The organism is Streptomyces sp. NPDC041205 (assembly GCF_055591765.1).
This window is the reverse complement of the sequence record NZ_JBVIZH010000008.1, coordinates 203,691-222,699: the sequence shown is the minus strand read 5'-3', so window position 1 is coordinate 222,699 and position 19,009 is coordinate 203,691. Positions and strand designations below refer to the sequence as shown.

The following is a 19,009-nucleotide window of genomic DNA, read 5'->3' as shown; positions in this document are numbered from 1 at the left end:
TGCCGTTCTCCCAGCCCTTGTCGGCGAGGGCGGCGCTGCCCCGGGGCGGCAGGCGCAGCGCGGTGCAGCATGCGGGTCGACTTGGTGAAGCCGAGGACGTCTTTGTCAGGCGGTGCCGGCCCAGACGGCGGGTGTGCGGTCGGACCAGGGGGCGGCTCGTTCGAGTTGCGAGGCGAGCCGGAACAGGGTGTCCTCGCGGCCGTGGGCGGCGGCGAACTGCAGGCCTACGGGAAGGCCCGTGGTGGGGTCGGCCGCCAGGGGGACGGACATGGCGGGGGTCCCGGCGACGTTGAAGGCCGCGGTGAAGGGGGAGCGGTCGAGGAGCCGGTCGACCCAGCCGAGGCCGTCCAGCTCCTCGACGCCCTCGGCGAACACGCCCAGAAGCGGCGGCAGTTCGGGCAGCGTCGGGGTGAGCAGCACGTCGTACCGGTCGAAGCGGCGGCCGATGGCGCGGGCGACGGTGTTGCGCACGCCGAGCGCGCCGACGAAGTCCGCGCCGGAGACCCGGCGGCCCCAGGCGTGGCTGGCGAGTATCTCGGGCTGGACGGTGGACGCGTCGACGGGCCGGTCGAAGGCGGCGGCCAGGGCGTCGATCCAGGGGACCAGGTTGGCCGTCCAGAGCCGGGCGTTGGCCAGGACGAACTCGTCCCAGCTCACGCCGATGTCGAGGGTGGCCTCCTCGACGTGGTGGCCGAGCGAGGTGAGGAGTTCCGCGGTGCGGGACACGGCGTCGAGGACCGGGGGCGCGGTGCGGCGGCGGCCGTCGCCCTGGGTGAGGACGCCCACGCGGAGGCGGCCCGGGTCGCGGGCGATCTCCTCGGTGTAGGGGCGCTCCGGCTCCGCGGCGAAGTACGGGTCGCCGCTCTCCGGGCCCCGGACCGCGTCGAGCAGCGCCGCGCTGTCCCGTACCGTACGGCTGACGCAGCCCTGGACGGCCAGGCCGTTGAAGATCTCGTCGACATCGGGGCCCATGGACACCCGGCCGCGGGTCGGCTTCAGACCGAACAGGCCGGTGCTCGCCGCCGGAATGCGGATCGAGCCCGCCGCGTCCGTGGCGTGCGCGACCGGGACGACGCCCGCTGCGACGGCGGCCGCCGAACCGCCGCTGGAGCCGCCCGCCGAGCGGTCGGGGTTCCAGGGGTTGCGGGTCGGCCCGTACAGGACGGCCTCGGTGGTGATGCCGTAGGCGAACTCCGGGGTCGCGGTGCGGCCGAAGGTCGCGAGACCGGCCGCGCGGAAGCGCCGCATCAGGTGCGAGTCCCCGGCGGCGACATTGCCCTCGGCGAGGCGGCTGCCCAGCTCCGTCCGCTTTCCGGTCATGGTGACGCCCAGGTCCTTGAGCAGGAAGGGGACTCCTGCCAGCGGCGCCCCGGCCGATGCGCTCCCCGCCGTCGGCGTCCCCTCGCCGGGTGCCACGCCTCCCTCTGCGGGCCAGGTCTCCACCACCGCGTTGAGCAGCGGGTTGACGGCGGCGACCGCCTCCAGCGCGACGCTCTCCAACTCGGCGCCGGTCACCTCGCCGCGGGCGACCAACCCGGCGAGCCCGACGGCGTCATGCGTCACGTACTCCGACAGCTTCATGCGAACCCCTCCGACCTGCGGAACCGATAGGTCCTGGACGATACCGATCGGTATCACCCGAGACTGCTCGGTACCGTAACATGGGGGTGGTGCGGCCTGAACGGCCGGAGCGGCGGGGAAGGATGGGGCATGACGGACACGGTGCGGCCGGGCCGGGCGGAGCGGGTGGCCAAGCTGCCGCCCCGTGAGCGCATCCTCGACGCGGCCGAGGAACTGTTTGGCTCCGAGGGCATCAGGGGCGTCGGCGTGCAGGCCGTCGCGGACCGGGCCGGGACCACGAAGGCCGCCCTGTACCGGCACTTCGGCACCAAGGACGCGCTGGTGGCGGAGTGGCTGCTCATCGTCGCCGCCGAGTACGCCGACGCCTTCGACCGCATCGAGCAACGATGGCGGGACGACCCCCGGGCGCAGATCAGGGGCGTGGCCGCGTTCGTCGCCGACGGCCTGTCGGCGATCTCGCACCGCGGCTGCCCCTTCGTCAACTCCCTCGCCGAACTGCCCGACGCGGCACACCCGGCACGTCAGGTGATCGAGGCGCACAAGGCGCGGCAACTGCGCCGCCTCACCGCCATGTGCGTCGCGGCCGGACTCACCGATCCCGAGGAGGCCGCCGCGGAGATCACCTTCGCGCTGGAGGGCGCGCAGGTCAGCGTGCAGAACGGAAGTGTGGAGCGCGTCGGCGAGCGGGTGGTCGCATTCGTCGACGCGGTGATCGCCTGGCACGGGGGCTGAGCGGGGGCTTGGCGCCGGGCCTTGGTGGTGGGTCGGCGCGGGGTGCGCTCAGCGGAGGCCCGGCGCGGGGTCGGGGTGACGGCCTGGCACGGGACCGGGCCGGCGGGGCGCGAACTCGCTGCTGTCGCCGGGCTTCTGGCTGAGGACTTCGGCGGGCTGGATGGGCGAGCCCGGGCGGCGAAACGTGCGTCCGCCGCGCGCTGCCGAGCGCACGGGCTGCGACGCCGAGTCCGGGGGCGGTGTCGACCGGGTGGAGGGCGCGCCGTCGGTCCACGCCCCGTCCGGGGCGCCCCGGGGGCGACGGCGGCGATGGCCGGGGCGCTGCCAGGTACTGTGCCACGGACGCGGAGGGGGCCGCGTCTTCACCTCGGATCCGCTCACGCGCGTCGAACGCCGTCAACTGGTCCGGTTCGTCCGCCTCTCGGTCGTGGATCACGGCTGTGCGAAGCCCACGCTGCCCCGGTCGGCGGTGCGTTGACCCGGGCGCGGTCGGGTGCCGCCGTGTCCGCCAAACCGCCTACGCGCGGACCGAGTTGACGCCACCGTCGCCCACCCCCAACACCTCCATCGGTCCGGATGATGGACGGATTCCGCGAATTTCGACCTCAGTTTGGTCTAGACCTTGACAGGTCCAGACCATTTTCGCTTGAGTCGCGGCACCCCCGATGGCGGGGCGGGAGACGGCTTCCGCTCTGCCCGTAAGGAGAGTTGGCATGATCAGACGCATCACCAGCTTCATGGCCGCGGTGGCCACGATCGGCGCGTTGATCGTCCTGGGTCCGGGTGCCGCCTCGGCGTCCGCTGCCGAGTGCGCCGCGCCGTGGAGCTCCTCGTCCGTGTACACGGGCGGCAAGTCGGCCTCGTACAACGGGCGCAACTGGACCGCCAAGTGGTGGACGCAGAACGAGACTCCGGGCCGCTCCGACGTGTGGGCGGACCAGGGCGCCTGTGGTGGTGGGACGGACCCGGGCGACCCCGACCCGTCCGGCTTCATCGTCAGCGAGTCGCAGTTCAACAAGATGTTCCCGAACCGGAACCCGTTCTACACGTACAAGGGCCTGACCGACGCGCTCGGCGCCTACCCGGGCTTCACGAACACCGGCAGCGACACCGTCAAGCGGCAGGAGGCGGCGGCGTTCCTCGCCAACGTCAGCCATGAGACGGGCGGTCTTGTCCACATCGTGGAGCAGAACCAGGCGAACTACCCGCACTACTGCGACAAGACCCAGCCCTACGGCTGTCCCGCCGGACAGGCCGCCTACTACGGCCGCGGCCCCATCCAGCTCAGCTGGAACTTCAACTACAAGGCCGCGGGCGACGCACTCGGCATCGACCTCCTGAACAACCCGTACCTGGTGGAGCAGAACCCGGCCATCGCCTGGAAGACAGGCCTTTGGTACTGGAACACCCAGAACGGCCCCGGCACCATGACCCCGCACAACGCCATGGTCAACGGCGCCGGATTCGGCGAGACCATCCGCTCCATCAACGGCGCCCTGGAGTGCAACGGCGGCAACCCCGCCCAGGTCCAGAGCCGCATCGACAAGTACAAGGCCTTCACGCGGATCCTCGGCACGACGCCGGGCTCCAACCTGAGCTGCTGACGCCCCGGCCGCGCGATCCGTCCCCGCGCGCGGCCCCGACCCCACGGGCCCGCCCGGCACGCGTCGCGGAGGTCACCCATGGTGGCCTTCGCCGACGTCCCGCGCGCGGCGGAAGCCGGTGTGGCCGCCCCCGCCGCCGACGGCGTCGGCCGTGCGGGCGGCGACCCGGTAGCGGTTGCAGTGCGAGTCGTGGCACATGTGGGAACCGCCGCGGACGACCTTGACGGTGCCGGTGGGCGGGCCCTTGGGGTTGTGGCCGGGGCGCGCGGCGGCGTGCTCGGTGGACCACCAGTCGGCGCACCGCTCCCAGTCGTTGCCCGACATGTCGTACAGCCCGAAGCCGTTGGGTTCGAAGGCGTCGGCAGGGGCGGTGCCGCGGTAGCCGTCGGCGGCGGTGTTCTTCGTGGGGAAGGCGCCGCGCCAGATGTTGCAGCGGTGCTCCCCGCCCGGGGCCGGTTCGTCGCCCCAGGGGTAGCGCCGCTGTTCCAGGCCGCCCCTGGCCGCGTACTCCCACTCGGTCTCGGTCGGCAGCCGGTCGCGGAAGCACGGGGCCCGCTCACCGAGGCCCTGGAGACCTGCCGTCGCCTGGGCGCCCGCCCGTGGAGCGAGCGCGCTCGGGCCGAGGCGCGCGCCGCCGGCCTCGACGTCACGGCCCCGGCCCCCGACGCGCTGGCCGAACTCTCCCCGCAGCAGCGGCAGATCGTCCAGCTCGCCGCCCGCGGGCTGACCAACCGCGAGATCGGCGAGGAGCTCTTCCTCTCCCCGCGTACGGTCGGCTCGCACCTCTACCGCGGCTGCCCCGAACTGGGCATCACCGCCCGCACCCAGCTGCGCGACCTCATCGAGGGCCCCATCGGGACGGCCGGTCACCAGTAGGTGAGGGGGCAGCCCCCGGAAGGTCCGGATACGCTAGGAGGTCCGGCCGGATCTAGGCTCCTCGTATGGAAGCCCCCGCCCCACCCGCACGCCGCCTCGCCCTGGCCGCCGCCGCTCTCCTCGCCGTCGCCGCCGTCGTCCTTGGCGTGACCCTCACCAGCGGCGACGGCTCGGACAGCGGTGGCCGGGACGGCGCGCGCGCCGCCGCGGACGGCGGGCTCAGCTCCGAGCAGCGCCGCCGGGCGGACCAGATCGTGAGCGTCTTCGAGAACGGCACCACCAAGATCCAGTACGCGTACGCGGAGAACCTCGACGACGGCCGGGGCGTCACCGCAGGCCGGGCGGGCTTCACCACCGACGACGGCGACGCCCTGGAGGTGGTGCGCGCCTACACCGACAAGAAGCCGGCCAACCCGCTCGCCCGCTTCATCCCCGCACTCCAGCGCCTGGCCGACGGGGAAGGCCCGGAAGCCTCGGACGGGGCCGACGCGGGCGGCTCGAACGGCTCCCGCCCCCTGTCCGACGCCGCCTACATCGCCGCGTGGAAGCGCGCCGCCGCCGACCCCGTGTTCCGCGAGGTGCAGGACGCCCAGGTCTACGAGCGCTACTTCACCCCGGCCCTGCGGGCCGCCGACAAGGCAGGCCTCCGCAGCCCGCTGGCCGTCGCCGAGCTGTACGACGCCTCGATCCAGCACGGGAACGGCTCCGACGGCGACGGCCTGCCCGCCCTGGTCCGGCGGACGACGGCGAAGGTCGGCACCCCCGCCGAGGCGGGCGAGAAGGCGTGGCTGGACGCGTTCTTCGACGTACGCGTCCACGATCTGACCCACCCCGTGAACGCCGACACGGCCGACGAGTGGCGCAGGTCCGTCGACCGTGTCGAAGCGCTGCGGCGGCTCGCCAAGAGCGGCCATCAGGAGCTGGACGGCCCGTTCACCGTCACTGCCTTCGGTAGCCGCTACTCCATCCGCTGACTGGCGGCTGCTGCTCCAGTCGCTGACCGGCAGCCGCTACTCCATCAGCTGACCGGCGACCGCGGGGCCGTCAGCCGACCGCCCCCGCTGGGCTCTCAACTGACCTGCGGCCGCTGGGCCGTCGGCCGGGTGGGAGCGCCGGAGAGCAGCGAGGCGACATGAGCCAGGCTGTCCGGGGCGTGCGGCGGCTCCCACCACACCAGATGGGCTGCCGCCTCGGCCGCCAGCTCGCCGCCGCCCCCGACGCCGAACTCACCGCGCTCTACGAGGAGTTGCTGGCCCCCGAAGCCGAGGACGCGGGCCCGCACGTCGAGTCCGACGTCGTGATCCCGATGATCATCCGCTTCGACGGCCGTGAACTGCGGCTCTTCTCGACCATCACCACCTTCGGTACGCCCATGGACATCACCCTGGACGAGGTCGCGATCGAGTCGTACGACCCGGCGGACGCGGAGAGCGCCGCGTACTTCACGGCGCCGGGGGCCGGGAGTTAAGGCTGGCGTGCCGGTCGGCGGACCGTGCGCAGCCCCACCGCGTCCTGCTGCTCCACATCGCTGTCCGCGAGCACGTGGACGGGCACGAACACGACGGCCCAGTAGAACCCGAACAGCCAGCGCCCCAGCAGCCGCCCGAGCCCCGGCCGACCGCCGTCGGCGACCCGGACGATCCGTAGCCCGCACAGCAGCTTGCCCGGACTGGCCCGGGCGACCAGGCCGAGCAGGACGTGATCGACGAAGGACACACCGAACAGTGCGCCGACCGCCCCGCCCCACACGGCGGGCGACCCCGGCCGCAGCTCGACCACGCCGTCCACGATCTCGACCCCCGCCGCCACTCCGGCGGCGAGGCCGCACACCAGGGCGATCAGCGCGTCGACGACCGCCGCGGTGGACCTGCGTGCCGCGGAGGGGGCCGTCTGCGCAGCCGGGGCGGTCGGCCGGACGTGGCTGTCGTTCAAGTGGAACTCCCGGTGGGGCAAGGGGGTGAGAGGGGGCGGCGAGCCACATGAACGTACTGAAAGGGTGCGCGAGTTCGCCACCGTGAACCGTGTGAGCTGTGAAGCAAAGGAGCGAGCCCCGGGCGGGGCAGGGCAGGGCGGAGCAGGGCGCCGATGCCGGGACGGGCGTTCTGCTGCTTCTGCCGCGACAGCACCACTGACTCTTCAAGCGGAAGTGCGAGGGGATGATGCCCGCGGACGGCGGCGGCGTCGTGGACGGGTTCCGCAGGGTTCCGGGGCGGGGCTCCGCCTGGGGTCGGGCGGGCACCGACGGCATCCGGAAGGGCGTCGGCGGCACCCGATGGAAGATCGAACTTGCGTCGGGTTAGCATATGAGCGCCGCCTAGCTCGAAAGATACTCCTGTGACTGTCAATGACGACTCGTTCACCAATTGGAAGAACCGCGAGGAGATCGCGGAGTCGATGATCCCGATCATCGGGAAGCTGCACCGCGAGCGGGACGTCACCGTCCTGCTGCACAGCCGCTCCTTGGTGAACAAGTCGGTGGTCAGCATCCTCAAGACCCACCGATTCGCCCGGCAGATCGCCGGTGAGGAGCTCTCGGTCACCGAGACGCTGCCGTTCCTGCAGGCCCTCACCGCGCTCGACCTCGGCCCTTCGCAGATCGACATCGGCATGCTGGCCGCGACGTACCGGGCCGACGACCGCGGTCTGACGGTGGCGGAGTTCACCGCCGAGGCCGTCGCGGGTGCCACCGGCGCCAACAAGATCGAGTGCCGCGAGGGCCGTGACGTCGTCCTGTACGGCTTCGGCCGCATCGGCCGCCTCGTCGCCCGGCTGCTCATCGAGAAGGCGGGCTCCGGCAACGGCCTGCGGCTGCGCGCCATCGTCGTCCGGCCGGGTGGCGGACGGCCCGCGGACGACCTCGTCAAGCGCGCCTCGCTGCTGCGCCGCGACTCCATCCACGGCCAGTTCCAGGGCACGATCACCGTCGACGAGGCGAACAGCACGATCATCGCCAACGGCAACGAGATCAAGGTGATCTACGCGGGCGATCCGTCGGAGGTCGACTACACGGCGTACGGCATCAAGGACGCCATCCTCATCGACAACACCGGCAAGTGGCGCGACCGCGAGGGCCTCTCCCAGCACCTGCGCCCCGGCATCGACAAGGTCGTCCTGACCGCCCCCGGCAAGGGTGACGTGCCCAACATCGTGCACGGCGTCAACCACGACATGATCAAGCCGGACGAGCGGATCCTGTCCTGCGCGTCCTGCACCACCAACGCGATCGTCCCGCCGCTGAAGGCGATGGCGGACGAGTACGGCGTCCTGCGTGGCCACGTGGAGACCATCCACTCGTTCACCAACGACCAGAACCTCCTGGACAATTACCACAAGGCGGACCGGCGCGGTCGCTCGGCGCCGCTCAACATGGTCATCACCGAGACCGGTGCCGCCTCCGCCGTCGCCAAGGCGCTGCCCGACCTCAAGGCGCCGATCACCGGCAGCTCGATCCGGGTCCCGGTGCCGGACGTCTCGATCGCCATCCTCAGCCTGCGGCTCGGCCGCGAGGCCACCCGCGAGGAGGTCCTCGACCACCTCCGCGACGTCTCGCTGACCTCCCCGCTGCGCCGCCAGATCGACTTCACCAGCGCTCCTGACGCGGTTTCGAACGACTTCATCGGCTCGCGCCACGCGTCGATCGTCGACGCCGGTGCCACCAAGGTCGACGGCGACAACGCGATCCTCTACCTCTGGTACGACAACGAGTTCGGCTACTCGTGCCAGGTGATCCGGGTCGTGCAGTACGTCTCCGGGGTGGAGTACCCGACGTACCCGGCCGTGGCGGTCTGAGTCCACGGGAGCATGTGATCGTCCGGAGTCCCGGGCGGAGGGAAGGCGTGAGCCGTTCCTCCGCCCGGGACTTTTTTGCGGGTCGTCCCCGGAATCTCATTGGTATTAGCCTAAAGGCCTTAGGTATGTGCATAATCGATTCTGTTGAAAGGGGAGAGCATTATGGTGCGCGCAGGACTGACCGTGGAACGGCTGACTCAGGCCGGGGCCGAGCTGGCCGACGAGGTCGGCTTCGAGCAGGTGACCGTCTCGGCAGTCGCCCGACGGTTCGACGTGAAGGTCGCGAGCCTGTACTCGCACCTGAAGAACTCCCACGACCTGAAGACCAGGATCGCCCTGCTCGCCCTGGAGGAACTGGCCGACCGCGGGGCCACCGCCCTGGCCGGACGGGCCGGCAAGGACGCCCTGACCGCCTTCGCCGACGTCTACCGCGACTACGCCCAGGAGCACCCCGGCCGCTACACCGCGGCCCGCTTCCGGCTCGACCCGGAGGCGGCCGCCGCCAGCGCCGGAGCCAGGCACGCCCAGATGATGCGCGCGATCCTGCGGGGCTACGACCTGACGGAGCCGGACCAGACGCACGCCGTCCGACTCCTCGGCAGCGTCTTCCACGGCTACGTCAGCCTGGAGGCCGCCGGAGCCTTCAGCCACAGCGCCCCCGGCACCGAGGAGTCCTGGTCCCGGATCGTGGACGCCCTCGACGCGCTGCTGCGGAACTGGCCGGCGCCCGCGCTCTGACCGTTCCGGGCTCTGACCGGTCCGCGTCCTGACCACGCCGGGTGCCCTGCGGGGCGCCCCCTCCCGCTGCCCCACCCGAAACTCGATCAACAGGCTGAGAAGACATGACCACCCCGCACCCCTCGCCCGCCGACGCGCCCCTCGCCGCGTCCGTATCCACCCTCATATCCACCCCCATCACCGCGGACCTCCTCCACGGCGCCCTCGACCTGGAGCGCACCGCGCACGGCGTCCTTCCGCACCGGCTGCCCGAGCGGGCCCGCGCCCAGAACACCGACGGACAGCTCGCCATGGCCGAGTCCCAGCCCTCCGGCGTCCGCCTCGTCCTGCGCACCCGCGCCACCGCCGTCGAACTGGACACGCTGCCCACCAAGCGCGTCTACGCCGGCGCGCCGCCCCGCCCGGACGGCATGTACGACCTGCTGATCGACGGCCGTCTGACCCAGCAGGCCAGCGCGACCGGCGGCAACACCCTGACCATCGACATGGCGGCAGGGAGCGCCGAGCACCGGCCGGGCCCCGTCGGCACGCTCCGCTTCACCGGGCTGCCGGAGCGGCTGAAGGACGTCGAGATCTGGCTGCCGCACAACGAGACCACCGAACTCGTCGCGCTGCGCACCGACGCCCCCGTCGAGCCCGCGCCGGACCGGGGCCGCAAGGTCTGGCTGCACCACGGCAGTTCGATCAGCCACGGCTCCGACGCCGCGAGCCCCAGCACGACCTGGCCCGCCCTCGCAGCCTCGCTCGGCGGCGTGGAACTGATCAACCTCGGCTTCGGCGGCAGCGCCCTGCTCGACCCGTTCACCGCCCGTGCCCTGCGTGACACCCCCGCCGACCTGATCAGCGTCAAGACCGGCATCAACGTGGTCAACGCCGACCTGATGCGGCTTCGCGCCTTCGGCCCGGCCGTCCACGGCTTCCTCGACACCATCCGCGAGGGCCACCCCACCACCCCGCTCCTCGTGGTCTCGCCCATCCTGTGCCCCATCCACGAGGACACCCCGGGACCCAGCGCCCCGGACTTCGGCGCCCTGAGCGAGGGACGGCTGCGCTTCCTGGCCACGGGCGACCCGGCGGAACGCGCGAGCGGGAAGCTGACCCTGGGCGTCATCCGGGACGAGCTGGCCCGGATCGTGGAGCGGCGCGCGGCCGACGACCCGCACCTGTACTACCTCGACGGCCGCGACCTCTACGGAGAGGCCGACTTCGCCGAACTGCCGCTGCCCGACGAACTGCACCCGGACGCCGCGACGCACCGTCGCATCGGCGAACGCTTCGCGGAACGCGCCTTCGCGGCCAACGGCCCCTTCGGGACGAGCGGTTGAGGTCAGATCTGTCCGTTCCTGTCCGAATCGATGCCATGGTGGACCGCACTCGTGAAGTGCTCGGGGCGCGGGCGGCCCCGGCGCTAGCGTGGGTGGACGGAGGCCAGGTGTGCGGATCAACGCGGATCAACGCGGATCAACAACGCGGATCAACGAGGTCAGGTGCGCGGATCAACGGAGGCCAGGTGTGCGGATCACGCGAATCACAGAGGCCAGGCCCGGTGATTGCGGTCAGCGGATTCAGGGGCGGGGTGGGGCGTGGAGTGGTCCGAGCCGTCGCGGTCCGTATCGGTCGGTGTCGCCAAGGTGGACGGCCGGGTCACCATCCGCGTGGCCGGTGAGCTGGACATCGCCTCCGTGCCGGTGCTGGCCCGCGAACTGCACCGCGCCGTGGAGCGGCCCGTGGGCCGCACACTCCTGGACCTGAGCCGGGTGACGTTCTGCGGCACCGCCGGTGTGGAACTGCTCCTCGACGCCCGGCTGCGGGCCGCCGCCGCGGGCGGCAGCCTGGCGGTGGAGCGGGCCCACAGCTCGGTGCTGCGCCACCTCCGGAGCTGCGGCGACGTGGAGGGCCTGCGGATCGCTCAGGAACTGGCGACGGCGCCGCTGTCGCTGAGCGAGCAGGCCCTGCGGCTTTCCGTGGTGTCGGCGGCGCTGTCGGCGGCTTTCGAGATCACCGGGGCGCCGAAGGGCAATGCCCAGGTGCACGACCCGGCGGGCGGAGTGCTGCGGATCGTGGCCCAACGGGGTTTCCACCACCCGTTCCTGACCTACTTCGAGACGGTGGCCGACCGGGAGACCGCGTGCGGCGTGGCCGCGCAGGACCGCAAACCCGTTCTCGTCGAGGAGGTGACCGCATCCCCGGTCTTCCACGGCACCCCGGCGCTGGACGTCCTGCGGGAGGCCGGTGTCGGCGCGTGTGCCTCGGTGCCGATCACTTCCGGGGACGGCACGCTGATCGGCGTGGTGTCCACGCACCACGAGCAGGCGACGGAGTGGACGGACGAGCAGCGCCGGGCCCTGGAAGGACTCGCCCACGCCGCCCACCTCCTCTGCTGACAGCGGCCACCGGCACTCCTGACAGCGGCCACCGGCACTCCGCCGCCGACACCCGGTGCGACCGCCCCGACCGAACCACGTTTCGCCCACTGTCAATACCGCCCACCCGACGATCGGTGAGCCGGGAAGCCGCATGGTGTCGGCGGGCGGGGTGCTCATAGCGTCGTGACCGACAGAGAGTCGCATTCGACACGAGGAGCACCATGCGCGTCCCGTCAACGGTCGGCCTCGGCCTGGGTCTTGCCGGACTACTCACGGCCGCCGTGCCCGCCGCCGCCACCCCGCAGCAGCCGGCAGGCCGCGACACGGCCCCGCAGCGCCAGCACCTGGCCTGGGGCCCCTGCTCGGCGGCGCAGACCGAGCTGAACGAGGCGGGGGCGCAGTGCGCCAAGGTGACGGTGCCCCTGGACTACGCCGACCCCCGCGGGCGGACCATCCAGATCGCGATCTCCCGGATCAAGGCCGCGTCCCCGAACGCACGGCGCGGCATCCTCCTGTCCAACCCCGGCGGCCCCGGCGGCACCGGCCTCGCCAACACCCTCGCGCTCCGCCCGGCGTTGAGAGACGTCGCCGACCACTACGACCTGATCGGGTTCGACCCGAGGTTCCTCGGCGAGAGCAGCCCCGTGCGCTGCGCCCCGGCGGGACCCCCACGTCCGCCCGGCCCCGTCACCACGCCGCGCGCCGACTTCGACGCGTCCGTCGACTCCGCGCGGGACACGGCCAGGCGCTGCCAGGAGCACGGGGACAACGCCGCGTTGCTGCCGCACGCCTCGACGCGGAACGTCGCCCGGGACATGGACGCGATCCGCGCGGCCCTCGGCGAGCGCCGCCTCTCGTACTACGGCGTCTCCTACGGCGCGGACCTCGGCGCCGTCTTCACACAGATGTTCCCCCGCCGCGCCGACCGCGTGATCATCGACTCCTCCACCGACCCCGCTGCCACCCAGTACGAGCTGTTCCAGCGCGCGGGCGGCCCGCTGGAGGAAGGGCTCGACGAGTGGGCCGCCTGGGCCGCCCGGCAGCACGACCGGTACGGGCTCGGCCGCACCGCCGCCCAGGTGCGGGCGAGTGTGCAGAAGCTGCTCGACGGGGCCGAGCGCCGCCCCGTGGAGGTCGCGGGGCAGCGGATGAACGCCCCGGTCATGCGGCTGCTGCTGCGCCAGCTCGTCCAGCACCAGGAGAGCGACCCCGCGCTGGCCTCCGTGGTGCGCGACCTCGTCGACGCCGCCGCAGGGAAGCTCACCGAGCCCGGTCCTGAGCTGGCCGCCCTGCTGGAACTGCTGAACTCGCCGGACCTGGGCGACAGCATGGTGGGCGGCGCGCTGTTCATGTGCGGTGACGGCGGCTGGCCCGCCGGGGGCTGGCCGAAGGACCCCGAGACGTACTGGCGCAACACCGTGAGCAGCCGGGCCACACAGCCGGTGTTCGGCCCCGTCGTCAACGGCATGATCGCGCCGTGCGCGTTCTGGAAGTCCCCGCCGCGCGAGCCGGGCACGACCATCCGCAACAACGTGCCCGTCCTGATGCTCCAGGCCCGCCGCGACAACAACGTCCCCTACGACGGGGCCCTGGCCCTGCACCGCAAGCTCACCGGATCACGCCTGGTGACGGCCGACATCCGCTCGCACGGCGTGTACGGGCGCGGCACCGAGGGCCACCGGCCCGTCCCGTGCGCCGACGACGCAGTCAACGACTACCTCCGCGACGGGAAGCTGCCCGCCCGCGACCTCACCTGCGCACCCGAGGGAGCGACCCGATGAGTGCCCACGGACCGGTGTTCAGCAGGCGCGGCGGCATGGTCGCCGTAGTTTCCGCCGCCACGGCCGTCATCGCGGGCACCGGCACGGGCCGTGCCGCCGAGCGCCCCGCCGCGCCCCGGGGCCGCGACGCCCTCCAGGCCGACGTCGACGCGATCCGCGCGACCGGGACCACCGGTGTGCTCGCCGAGGTGCAGGGCCCGAGCGGCCGCCTCACCGCACGGGCCGGTGCGGCGGACCTGACGGGGGAGCGGCCGGTGCCCTGGGACGCGTACTACCGCATCGGCAGCGACACGAAGCCCTTCACCGCCACCGTCGTCCTGCAACTGGCCGGTGAGGGCCGCCTCGACCTGAACGACACCGTCGACCGCTGGCTGCCCGGCCTCGTCGACGGCCACGGCAACGACGGCCGCAGGATCACCCTCACCAACCTGCTCCGCCAGACCAGCGGCCTCGACGACTACGTCGCCGTGGCGGGCGGCGCGGACGACTTCACGCCCGAGGGCTACCTCAAGGGACGCTTCCGGGTCACCTCGGCCCGCCGGCAGGTGGAGGCCGCCATGAGCCGCCCGCCGCTGTGGCTGCCGGACGCCGCCGACCCGGCGCGCGAACAGCGCTGGAGCTACTCCAACACCAACTACGTCCTCCTCGGCCTCGTCGTCGAGAAGGTCACCGGCCACCCCTGGGCCCAGGAGATCCACGAACGCGTCATCGCCCCGCTCGGCCTCAGGCACACCCTCGTCCCCGGCACCTCGGCGTACGTACCGCAGCCGACCGCGACCGCCTACACCCAGTTCCCCGGCAGCACCCGGCTGACCGACACCTCCCTCGCCACCGGCGGCGGCGCGGACGGCGGCATCATCAGCACCACCCACGACCTCGCCGTGTTCCTGCGCGCACTGCTCGGCGGCCGACTCCTGCACCGCGCCCAACTGGCCGCGATGAAGCAGACCGTGGCGGCCCCCGACTGGATCCAGGCCGACGGCGTGCGCTACGGGATGGGCATCGCCTGGCGGCCGGGTGGGAGCGGGTCTGGTGGCGCCGGGTCCGCGCGGCGTCGGGACGAGGGTGTCTGGTTCCACGGCGGCACCCACCTCGGGATCGTCTCCGAGAGCGGCGTCACCGCGGACGGCAGTCGCGCCGCGACCGTCGCCGCCTTCACCCTGCGGACCGACGAACGAGGGGACGCGCAGGCCAGGGCCGCGCTCCGGCTGGTGGACCGCGCGCTGCGGCGGTGACGGCGGTGGTCCGGGACGCCAGGTCCGCCCGGGGCGCGGGTGGGCCGTCCGGTCCCTGGAAGCCGTCCGGTCCTCGGAACAGGAGTCCACCTCCGCCGGACAAGGGCCATCATGGGACCGACGAGGGGCGGCGCCCGCGCGGCGCCGCCCGCGGAGAACGGTTTCCTCCGCCGACCCGTCGGCCCCGGCGGCCCGCCGGTGCCCCTGGTGCTCCCGATGCCGTACCCCAGTCCCTGAGGAAGTCCGCATGACCACGACCGCGCAGGTGCCCGCCGACTCCGTTCCCCCGGCCGTACGCCTGGAGGAGGCCCGGCGCGACTACGCCGACCTGCTCGGCCAGGGGCTCGCCCTCGACCTGACGCGCGGCAAGCCCTCGCCCCGGCAGCTCGACCTCGCCGCGGACCTCCTGAGCCTGCCCGGCGACCGGTACACCGCGGCCGACGGAACCGACTGCCGCAACTACGGCAGCCCCGACGGACTGCGCGAACTGCGCGAGATCTTCAGCGGCTTCCTCCAGACGCCGGTCGACCAGCTCCTCGCCGTCGGCAACTCCAGCCTGGAGCTGATGCACGACTGCATCGTGCACGCCCTCCTCGGCACCCTGCCCGGCGCGTCGCGGCGCTGGGCCGACGAGGAGCGGGTCGCGTTCCTGTGCCCGGTCCCCGGCTACGACCGGCACTTCGCGCTGTGCGAGCGCTACGGCATCGACATGATCCCCGTCCCGATGACCCCCGCGGGCCCCGACCTCGCCGAGGTGGAGCGGCTCGTGGCCGCCGACCCCGCGATCAAGGGCATCTGGTGCGTGCCCAAGTACAGCAACCCCGACGGCACCTGCTACAGCGACGAGGTCGTCCGCGGGCTCGCCTCGATGCCCACCGCCGCACCGGACTTCCGGATCTTCTGGGACAACGCCTACGCGGTGCACCACCTCACCGACGAGGAGCCCGAGGTCGCCGACGTCCTCGCCGCCTGCGCCGAGGCCGGTCACCCGGACCGGGCGTTCGTCTTCGGCTCCACCTCGAAGATCACCCTGGCCGGCGCCGGAGTCGCCTTCTTCGGCTCGTCCCCGGCCAACACCGCCTGGCTGCGCGGCCGCAACGCCAAGCGCTCCATCGGCCCCGACAAGATCAACCAGCTCCGCCACGCGCTGTTCCTGCGGGACGCCGACGGCGTGCGCGCCCACATGCGCGAGCACCGCGCGCTGCTGCGCCCCAAGTTCGACGCCGTGCTGCGCGGCTTCGCCGAAGAGCTCGGCGGCACCGGCCTCGCCACCTGGTCCACGCCCAAGGGCGGCTACTTCATCGTCCTGAACGTCCCCGACGGCTGCGCCCGCGAAGTGGTGCGCCGCGCCAAGGCGGCGGGCATCGCCCTGACGCCCGCGGGCGCCACGCACCCGTACGGGCAGGACCCGGACGACAGCGTCATCCGCATCAGCCCCAGCTACCCGGACCTGGCGGAGGTCGAGCAGATCATTCGCGGGGTCGCCACCTGCGTACGCCTCGTCGGGTACGAGAAGCTGGTCGCCGACGCCGCCGCGTGAGCGCCGTCATGCGGTGCGCGCGGCGAGGGCCCCGGCCAGGTCCGCTCCGTCGACCATGGCGAGGTCGGCGCCCTCGCCCGTGAACGGGGACATCAGGGGCGCGGCGTCGCCGATGAGGGTGACGGCCGGGGGCGGCTGTCGGCGGTGGCCGACCGGGCGGGCGTGGAGGGGGCGGGCCGCCAGTGACCCCTCGGCCTCGCTGATCATGGGCGGGCACGACGACGTACACGTGCGGCAGGCCTACGGCGTCGCGGTGCCGGAGCGAGCCCTGCCTCGACCTGGTCCGGGCGTTCCTGGCCGTCGACGGCGGGGGAGCGGGCGGCCTGGGCCGTCGACCTGTTCCGGTAGTTCGCCACGACGACCGCGGCGGAACACGGCACCCGCGCCCTCTGCTACGGCGCCACGACCGCCCCGGCCATGACCGTCGCCACGACCCTGTGAACGGCCGTCGCCTCCGGCGGGGTGCCCGTGCGGTCGGCGAACAGCAGGTGTGCCGCGCCGATCAGGGTCGGGGCGAGCGCGTCGATGTCGGCGTCCGCCGCGACGCGGCCCAGGTCCCGCTCGGCGGCGAGGTAGGCGGCGATCATCGCTGCCGCCTGGGTCAGGAGCGGGACACCGGTCGGCAGGGTTCGGCGCAGCCGGGCGCGGAGTTCGTCCCGGGACGTGACGAGGCCGACGATCGCCACGGCGACGGAGCCGAACAGGTCCGTCAGGGCGTCGGCGAGGTGGTCGGTGACGGTGCCGGTCCCGGCGGCCGCGCGCAGGGCGGCGGCGCGCGCGTCGACCCGGGCGACGCGGTCGAGGACGAGTTCGGCGAGGAAGGCGTCGAAGTCGGAGAAGTGCCGGTGCAGGACGCCCTTGGCGCAGCCCGCCTCCGTGGTCACCGCCCGGCTGGTCAGCGCGCTCGGCCCGTCCCGGAGCAGGATGCGCTCGGCGGCGTCGAAGAGCTGTTCGCGCGCGTCGCGCAGGGCCACCCCAGTCGGCAACGTTCCTCCTTGATCGCACCCTGGTCCGGCCCGCCGTCTCTTGACGAGTGGGCGTTCGCCCATTCAGAGTGGGCGCATGCCCACTCTACCGTCGTCAGGTGCCGCCCACCCCGGCGGCGAGCCCCATCAGGACCGCGGACTGGCCGAGTCGTTCGGCGCGGACGCCGGGCGCTACGACCGGGCCAGGCCCGGCTACCCCCGGGCGCTGGTGGACCGCGTCGTCGCCGAGAGCCCAGGACCCGACGTCCTTGATGTGGGCGTCGGTACCGGCATCGCCGCCCGGCAGCTCCAGGCGGCGGGCTGTCGGGTGCTCGGCGTGGACGTCGACGCGCGGATGGCCGACGCGGCGCGGGCGTCCGGCGTCGAGACCGAGGTGGCGGCCTTCGAGACCTGGGACGCGGCCGGGCGGACCTTCGACGCGGTGGTCTCCGCCCAGGCCTGGCACTGGGTGGACGCAGTCGCGGGGGCGGCGCGCGCGGGGCAGGTGCTGCGCCCGGGCGGTCGGCTCGCCGTGTTCTGGAACGTGTTCGTGCTCGCCCCGGACATCCGCGAGGCCTTCTCCGACGTACACCGGCGGGTGCTGCCCGGCGCGCCGCTCAACCCCTGGGCGACCGCTCCGCTCGACGCGTACGACCCGCTGTCCGCGAAGGCGGCCGACGGGATGCGGCAGGCGGCCGGGTTCGACGCCCCGGAACAGTGGCGCTTCGACTGGGAGCGGGAGTACACGCGCGAGCAGTGGCTCGACCAACTCCCCACACACGGCGGCGCGGGCCGACTGCCCCCGGCCCTGCTGGCGGAACTGCTCTCCGGCATCGGCGCCGTGATCGACAAGTTCGGGGGCGGCTTCACGATGGGGTACGCGACGGTGGCGGTCACCGCTCGGTTCAGCTCGTCCTGACATGCAGGTCCAGGCCACCGGTCCCCGGCGCCTCCACCCCCGGAAGCAGCCGCATGTCGTGATCGTAGTCGCCGCCCACCAGCGTGCGGAACGGCACCGGCTCGTCCGTGAACAGGCCGTCCAGGCGGCGCGCGTACTCCTGCTTGGCCGCCTCGAACCGCTCCGCGGGCAGGTTGTTCGCGCCGTACACCGCGAACGGCTCGACGGGCGCCATGCCGGTGAACCAGAACAGCCCGTGCTGCAGCGGGTAGAGCACGTCCGCGAGACGGCCGTGGATGCCCCGGTCGGAGAACGACGTCTCCCGCGCCCCTGCCGTCACCGACACCAGCGCGCGCCGTCCCGCCAGGGGGCCCTCGCTGTAGGGCGGGGGCACCTTCGGGCCGTAGCCGAACCCGGCGGTGAACACCCGGTCGATCCAGCCCTTGAGGATGGCCGGGGGGCTGAACCACCACATCGGGAACTGCAGGATGACGGCGTCCGCCCAGCGCACCTTCTCCTGCTCGGCGGCGATGTCCGCCGAGAGCCGTCCCGCGAGCGTGGCGTCCTCGGAAGCCGCCATCACGTGCAGCCGCTCGTCCGCGGCGAGGTCGGGGAAGTCGTCGGCGTCGACGATCGCCTTCCACTTCATCGCGTACAGGTCGGAGACCCGCACCTCGTGCCCCGCCGCGCGGAGATGGCCGACCGCGAAGTCGGTGAGGGCGGCGTTGAGCGAGTCGCCCTCCGGGTGGGCGCTGACGATGAGGATGTTCTGCGGCGAAGACGGTGCGGACGGCGTGGACGGCGTGGACGGCGTGGTTGCGTTCATGAGGCTACGGTGCCCCGGGCGCGGCGGGGCGGCCAGAACCCTGTTCATCCAGCGGATTCGTTGTCCTGGTACTGGGAG

Annotated in this window: 17 protein-coding genes and 2 pseudogenes; 13 read left to right on the top strand and 6 right to left on the bottom strand. The window is 73.0% G+C overall.

Features of this window, described 5'->3' with window-relative positions; all coding sequences use genetic code 11:
• Nucleotides 1-105: 105 nt before the first annotated feature.
• A complete protein-coding gene (locus tag ACZ6BG_RS30740; protein ID WP_469007493.1) occupies nt 106-1,581 on the bottom strand; it encodes an amidase in 1,476 nt (491 codons plus the stop codon).
• A 129-nt stretch (nt 1,582-1,710) separates the two neighbouring features.
• On the opposite strand from ACZ6BG_RS30740, the gene ACZ6BG_RS30735 reads away from it, so the two are divergent.
• Together ACZ6BG_RS30735 and ACZ6BG_RS30730 are read left to right on the top strand one after the other, a co-directional pair.
• Nucleotides 1,711-2,313: a TetR/AcrR family transcriptional regulator gene (locus ACZ6BG_RS30735; RefSeq protein WP_469007492.1), complete on the top strand. Its 603-nt coding sequence runs from the start codon at nt 1,711-1,713 to the stop codon at nt 2,311-2,313.
• Between the two features lie 713 nt (nt 2,314-3,026).
• Nucleotides 3,027-3,917: a glycoside hydrolase family 19 protein gene (locus ACZ6BG_RS30730; protein ID WP_469007491.1), complete on the top strand. Its 891-nt coding sequence runs from the start codon at nt 3,027-3,029 to the stop codon at nt 3,915-3,917.
• Between the two features lie 72 nt (nt 3,918-3,989).
• On the opposite strand, the pseudogene ACZ6BG_RS30725 reads toward ACZ6BG_RS30730, so the two are convergent.
• Nucleotides 3,990-4,451 (bottom strand): annotated as a pseudogene (locus ACZ6BG_RS30725) (formylglycine-generating enzyme family protein); the annotation flags it as partial.
• Here ACZ6BG_RS30725 and ACZ6BG_RS30720 point away from each other — a divergent pair.
• From ACZ6BG_RS30720 to ACZ6BG_RS30710, 3 genes and pseudogenes are all read left to right on the top strand, one after another.
• Nucleotides 4,443-4,793, top strand: a pseudogene (locus tag ACZ6BG_RS30720) (response regulator transcription factor); the annotation flags it as partial. The pseudogenes ACZ6BG_RS30725 and ACZ6BG_RS30720 overlap by 9 nt on opposite strands.
• Before the next feature lie 65 nt (nt 4,794-4,858).
• Nucleotides 4,859-5,767, top strand: a complete 909-nt coding sequence (locus ACZ6BG_RS30715; RefSeq protein ID WP_469007490.1) for a chitosanase — start codon at nt 4,859-4,861, stop codon at nt 5,765-5,767.
• Nucleotides 5,768-5,925: 158 nt separating this feature from the next.
• The gene (locus ACZ6BG_RS30710) at nt 5,926-6,261 is read left to right on the top strand and encodes an MmyB family transcriptional regulator (RefSeq protein WP_469007489.1); all 336 of its coding nucleotides are present in this window, start codon (nt 5,926-5,928) and stop codon (nt 6,259-6,261) included.
• Here the strand turns inward: ACZ6BG_RS30710 and ACZ6BG_RS30705 are convergent.
• Complete coding sequence (locus ACZ6BG_RS30705) at nt 6,258-6,725, bottom strand: RDD family protein (protein WP_469007488.1); 468 nt, start codon at nt 6,723-6,725, stop codon at nt 6,258-6,260. The genes ACZ6BG_RS30710 and ACZ6BG_RS30705 overlap by 4 nt on opposite strands.
• A gap of 402 nt (nt 6,726-7,127) precedes the next feature.
• Here ACZ6BG_RS30705 and ACZ6BG_RS30700 point away from each other — a divergent pair, with 402 nt between their 5' ends.
• From ACZ6BG_RS30700 to ACZ6BG_RS30670, 7 genes are all read left to right on the top strand, one after another.
• Complete coding sequence (locus tag ACZ6BG_RS30700) at nt 7,128-8,582, top strand: glyceraldehyde-3-phosphate dehydrogenase (protein ID WP_469007487.1); 1,455 nt, start codon at nt 7,128-7,130, stop codon at nt 8,580-8,582.
• Between the two features lie 162 nt (nt 8,583-8,744).
• Entirely contained in the window at nt 8,745-9,320 is a 576-nt protein-coding gene (locus tag ACZ6BG_RS30695) for a TetR/AcrR family transcriptional regulator (RefSeq protein ID WP_469007486.1), read from the top strand.
• A gap of 104 nt (nt 9,321-9,424) precedes the next feature.
• Nucleotides 9,425-10,645, top strand: a complete 1,221-nt coding sequence (locus tag ACZ6BG_RS30690; protein ID WP_469007485.1) for a GDSL-type esterase/lipase family protein — start codon at nt 9,425-9,427, stop codon at nt 10,643-10,645.
• A 258-nt stretch (nt 10,646-10,903) separates the two neighbouring features.
• Nucleotides 10,904-11,704, top strand: coding sequence for a GAF domain-containing protein (locus ACZ6BG_RS30685; RefSeq protein WP_469007484.1), 801 nt, complete (start codon nt 10,904-10,906; stop codon nt 11,702-11,704).
• A gap of 203 nt (nt 11,705-11,907) precedes the next feature.
• The gene (locus ACZ6BG_RS30680) at nt 11,908-13,467 is read left to right on the top strand and encodes an alpha/beta hydrolase (protein ID WP_469007483.1); all 1,560 of its coding nucleotides are present in this window, start codon (nt 11,908-11,910) and stop codon (nt 13,465-13,467) included.
• The gene (locus ACZ6BG_RS30675) at nt 13,464-14,702 is read left to right on the top strand and encodes a serine hydrolase domain-containing protein (protein ID WP_469007482.1); all 1,239 of its coding nucleotides are present in this window, start codon (nt 13,464-13,466) and stop codon (nt 14,700-14,702) included. Before ACZ6BG_RS30680 ends, ACZ6BG_RS30675 begins: the two co-directional genes overlap by 4 nt.
• Nucleotides 14,703-14,949: 247 nt before the next feature.
• Nucleotides 14,950-16,242, top strand: a complete 1,293-nt coding sequence (locus tag ACZ6BG_RS30670; protein ID WP_469007481.1) for an aspartate aminotransferase type Ic — start codon at nt 14,950-14,952, stop codon at nt 16,240-16,242.
• A gap of 6 nt (nt 16,243-16,248) precedes the next feature.
• Here ACZ6BG_RS30670 and ACZ6BG_RS30665 read toward each other — a convergent pair whose 3' ends face one another.
• Both ACZ6BG_RS30665 and ACZ6BG_RS30660 read right to left on the bottom strand, forming a co-directional pair.
• Nucleotides 16,249-16,449 (bottom strand): FAD-dependent monooxygenase, encoded by a 201-nt coding sequence (locus ACZ6BG_RS30665; protein WP_469007480.1) that lies wholly within the window; start codon nt 16,447-16,449, stop codon nt 16,249-16,251.
• A gap of 185 nt (nt 16,450-16,634) precedes the next feature.
• On the bottom strand, nt 16,635-17,228 hold the full coding sequence (locus ACZ6BG_RS30660) for a TetR/AcrR family transcriptional regulator (RefSeq protein WP_469007478.1): 594 nt from the start codon (nt 17,226-17,228) through the stop codon (nt 16,635-16,637).
• A 76-nt stretch (nt 17,229-17,304) separates the two neighbouring features.
• On the opposite strand from ACZ6BG_RS30660, the gene ACZ6BG_RS30655 reads away from it, so the two are divergent.
• Complete coding sequence (locus ACZ6BG_RS30655) at nt 17,305-18,126, top strand: class I SAM-dependent methyltransferase (protein WP_469007477.1); 822 nt, start codon at nt 17,305-17,307, stop codon at nt 18,124-18,126.
• Here ACZ6BG_RS30655 and ACZ6BG_RS30650 read toward each other — a convergent pair.
• Nucleotides 18,113-18,931: an NAD(P)H-dependent oxidoreductase gene (locus ACZ6BG_RS30650; RefSeq protein WP_469007476.1), complete on the bottom strand. Its 819-nt coding sequence runs from the start codon at nt 18,929-18,931 to the stop codon at nt 18,113-18,115. The genes ACZ6BG_RS30655 and ACZ6BG_RS30650 overlap by 14 nt on opposite strands.
• Nucleotides 18,932-19,009: the final 78 nt, after the last annotated feature.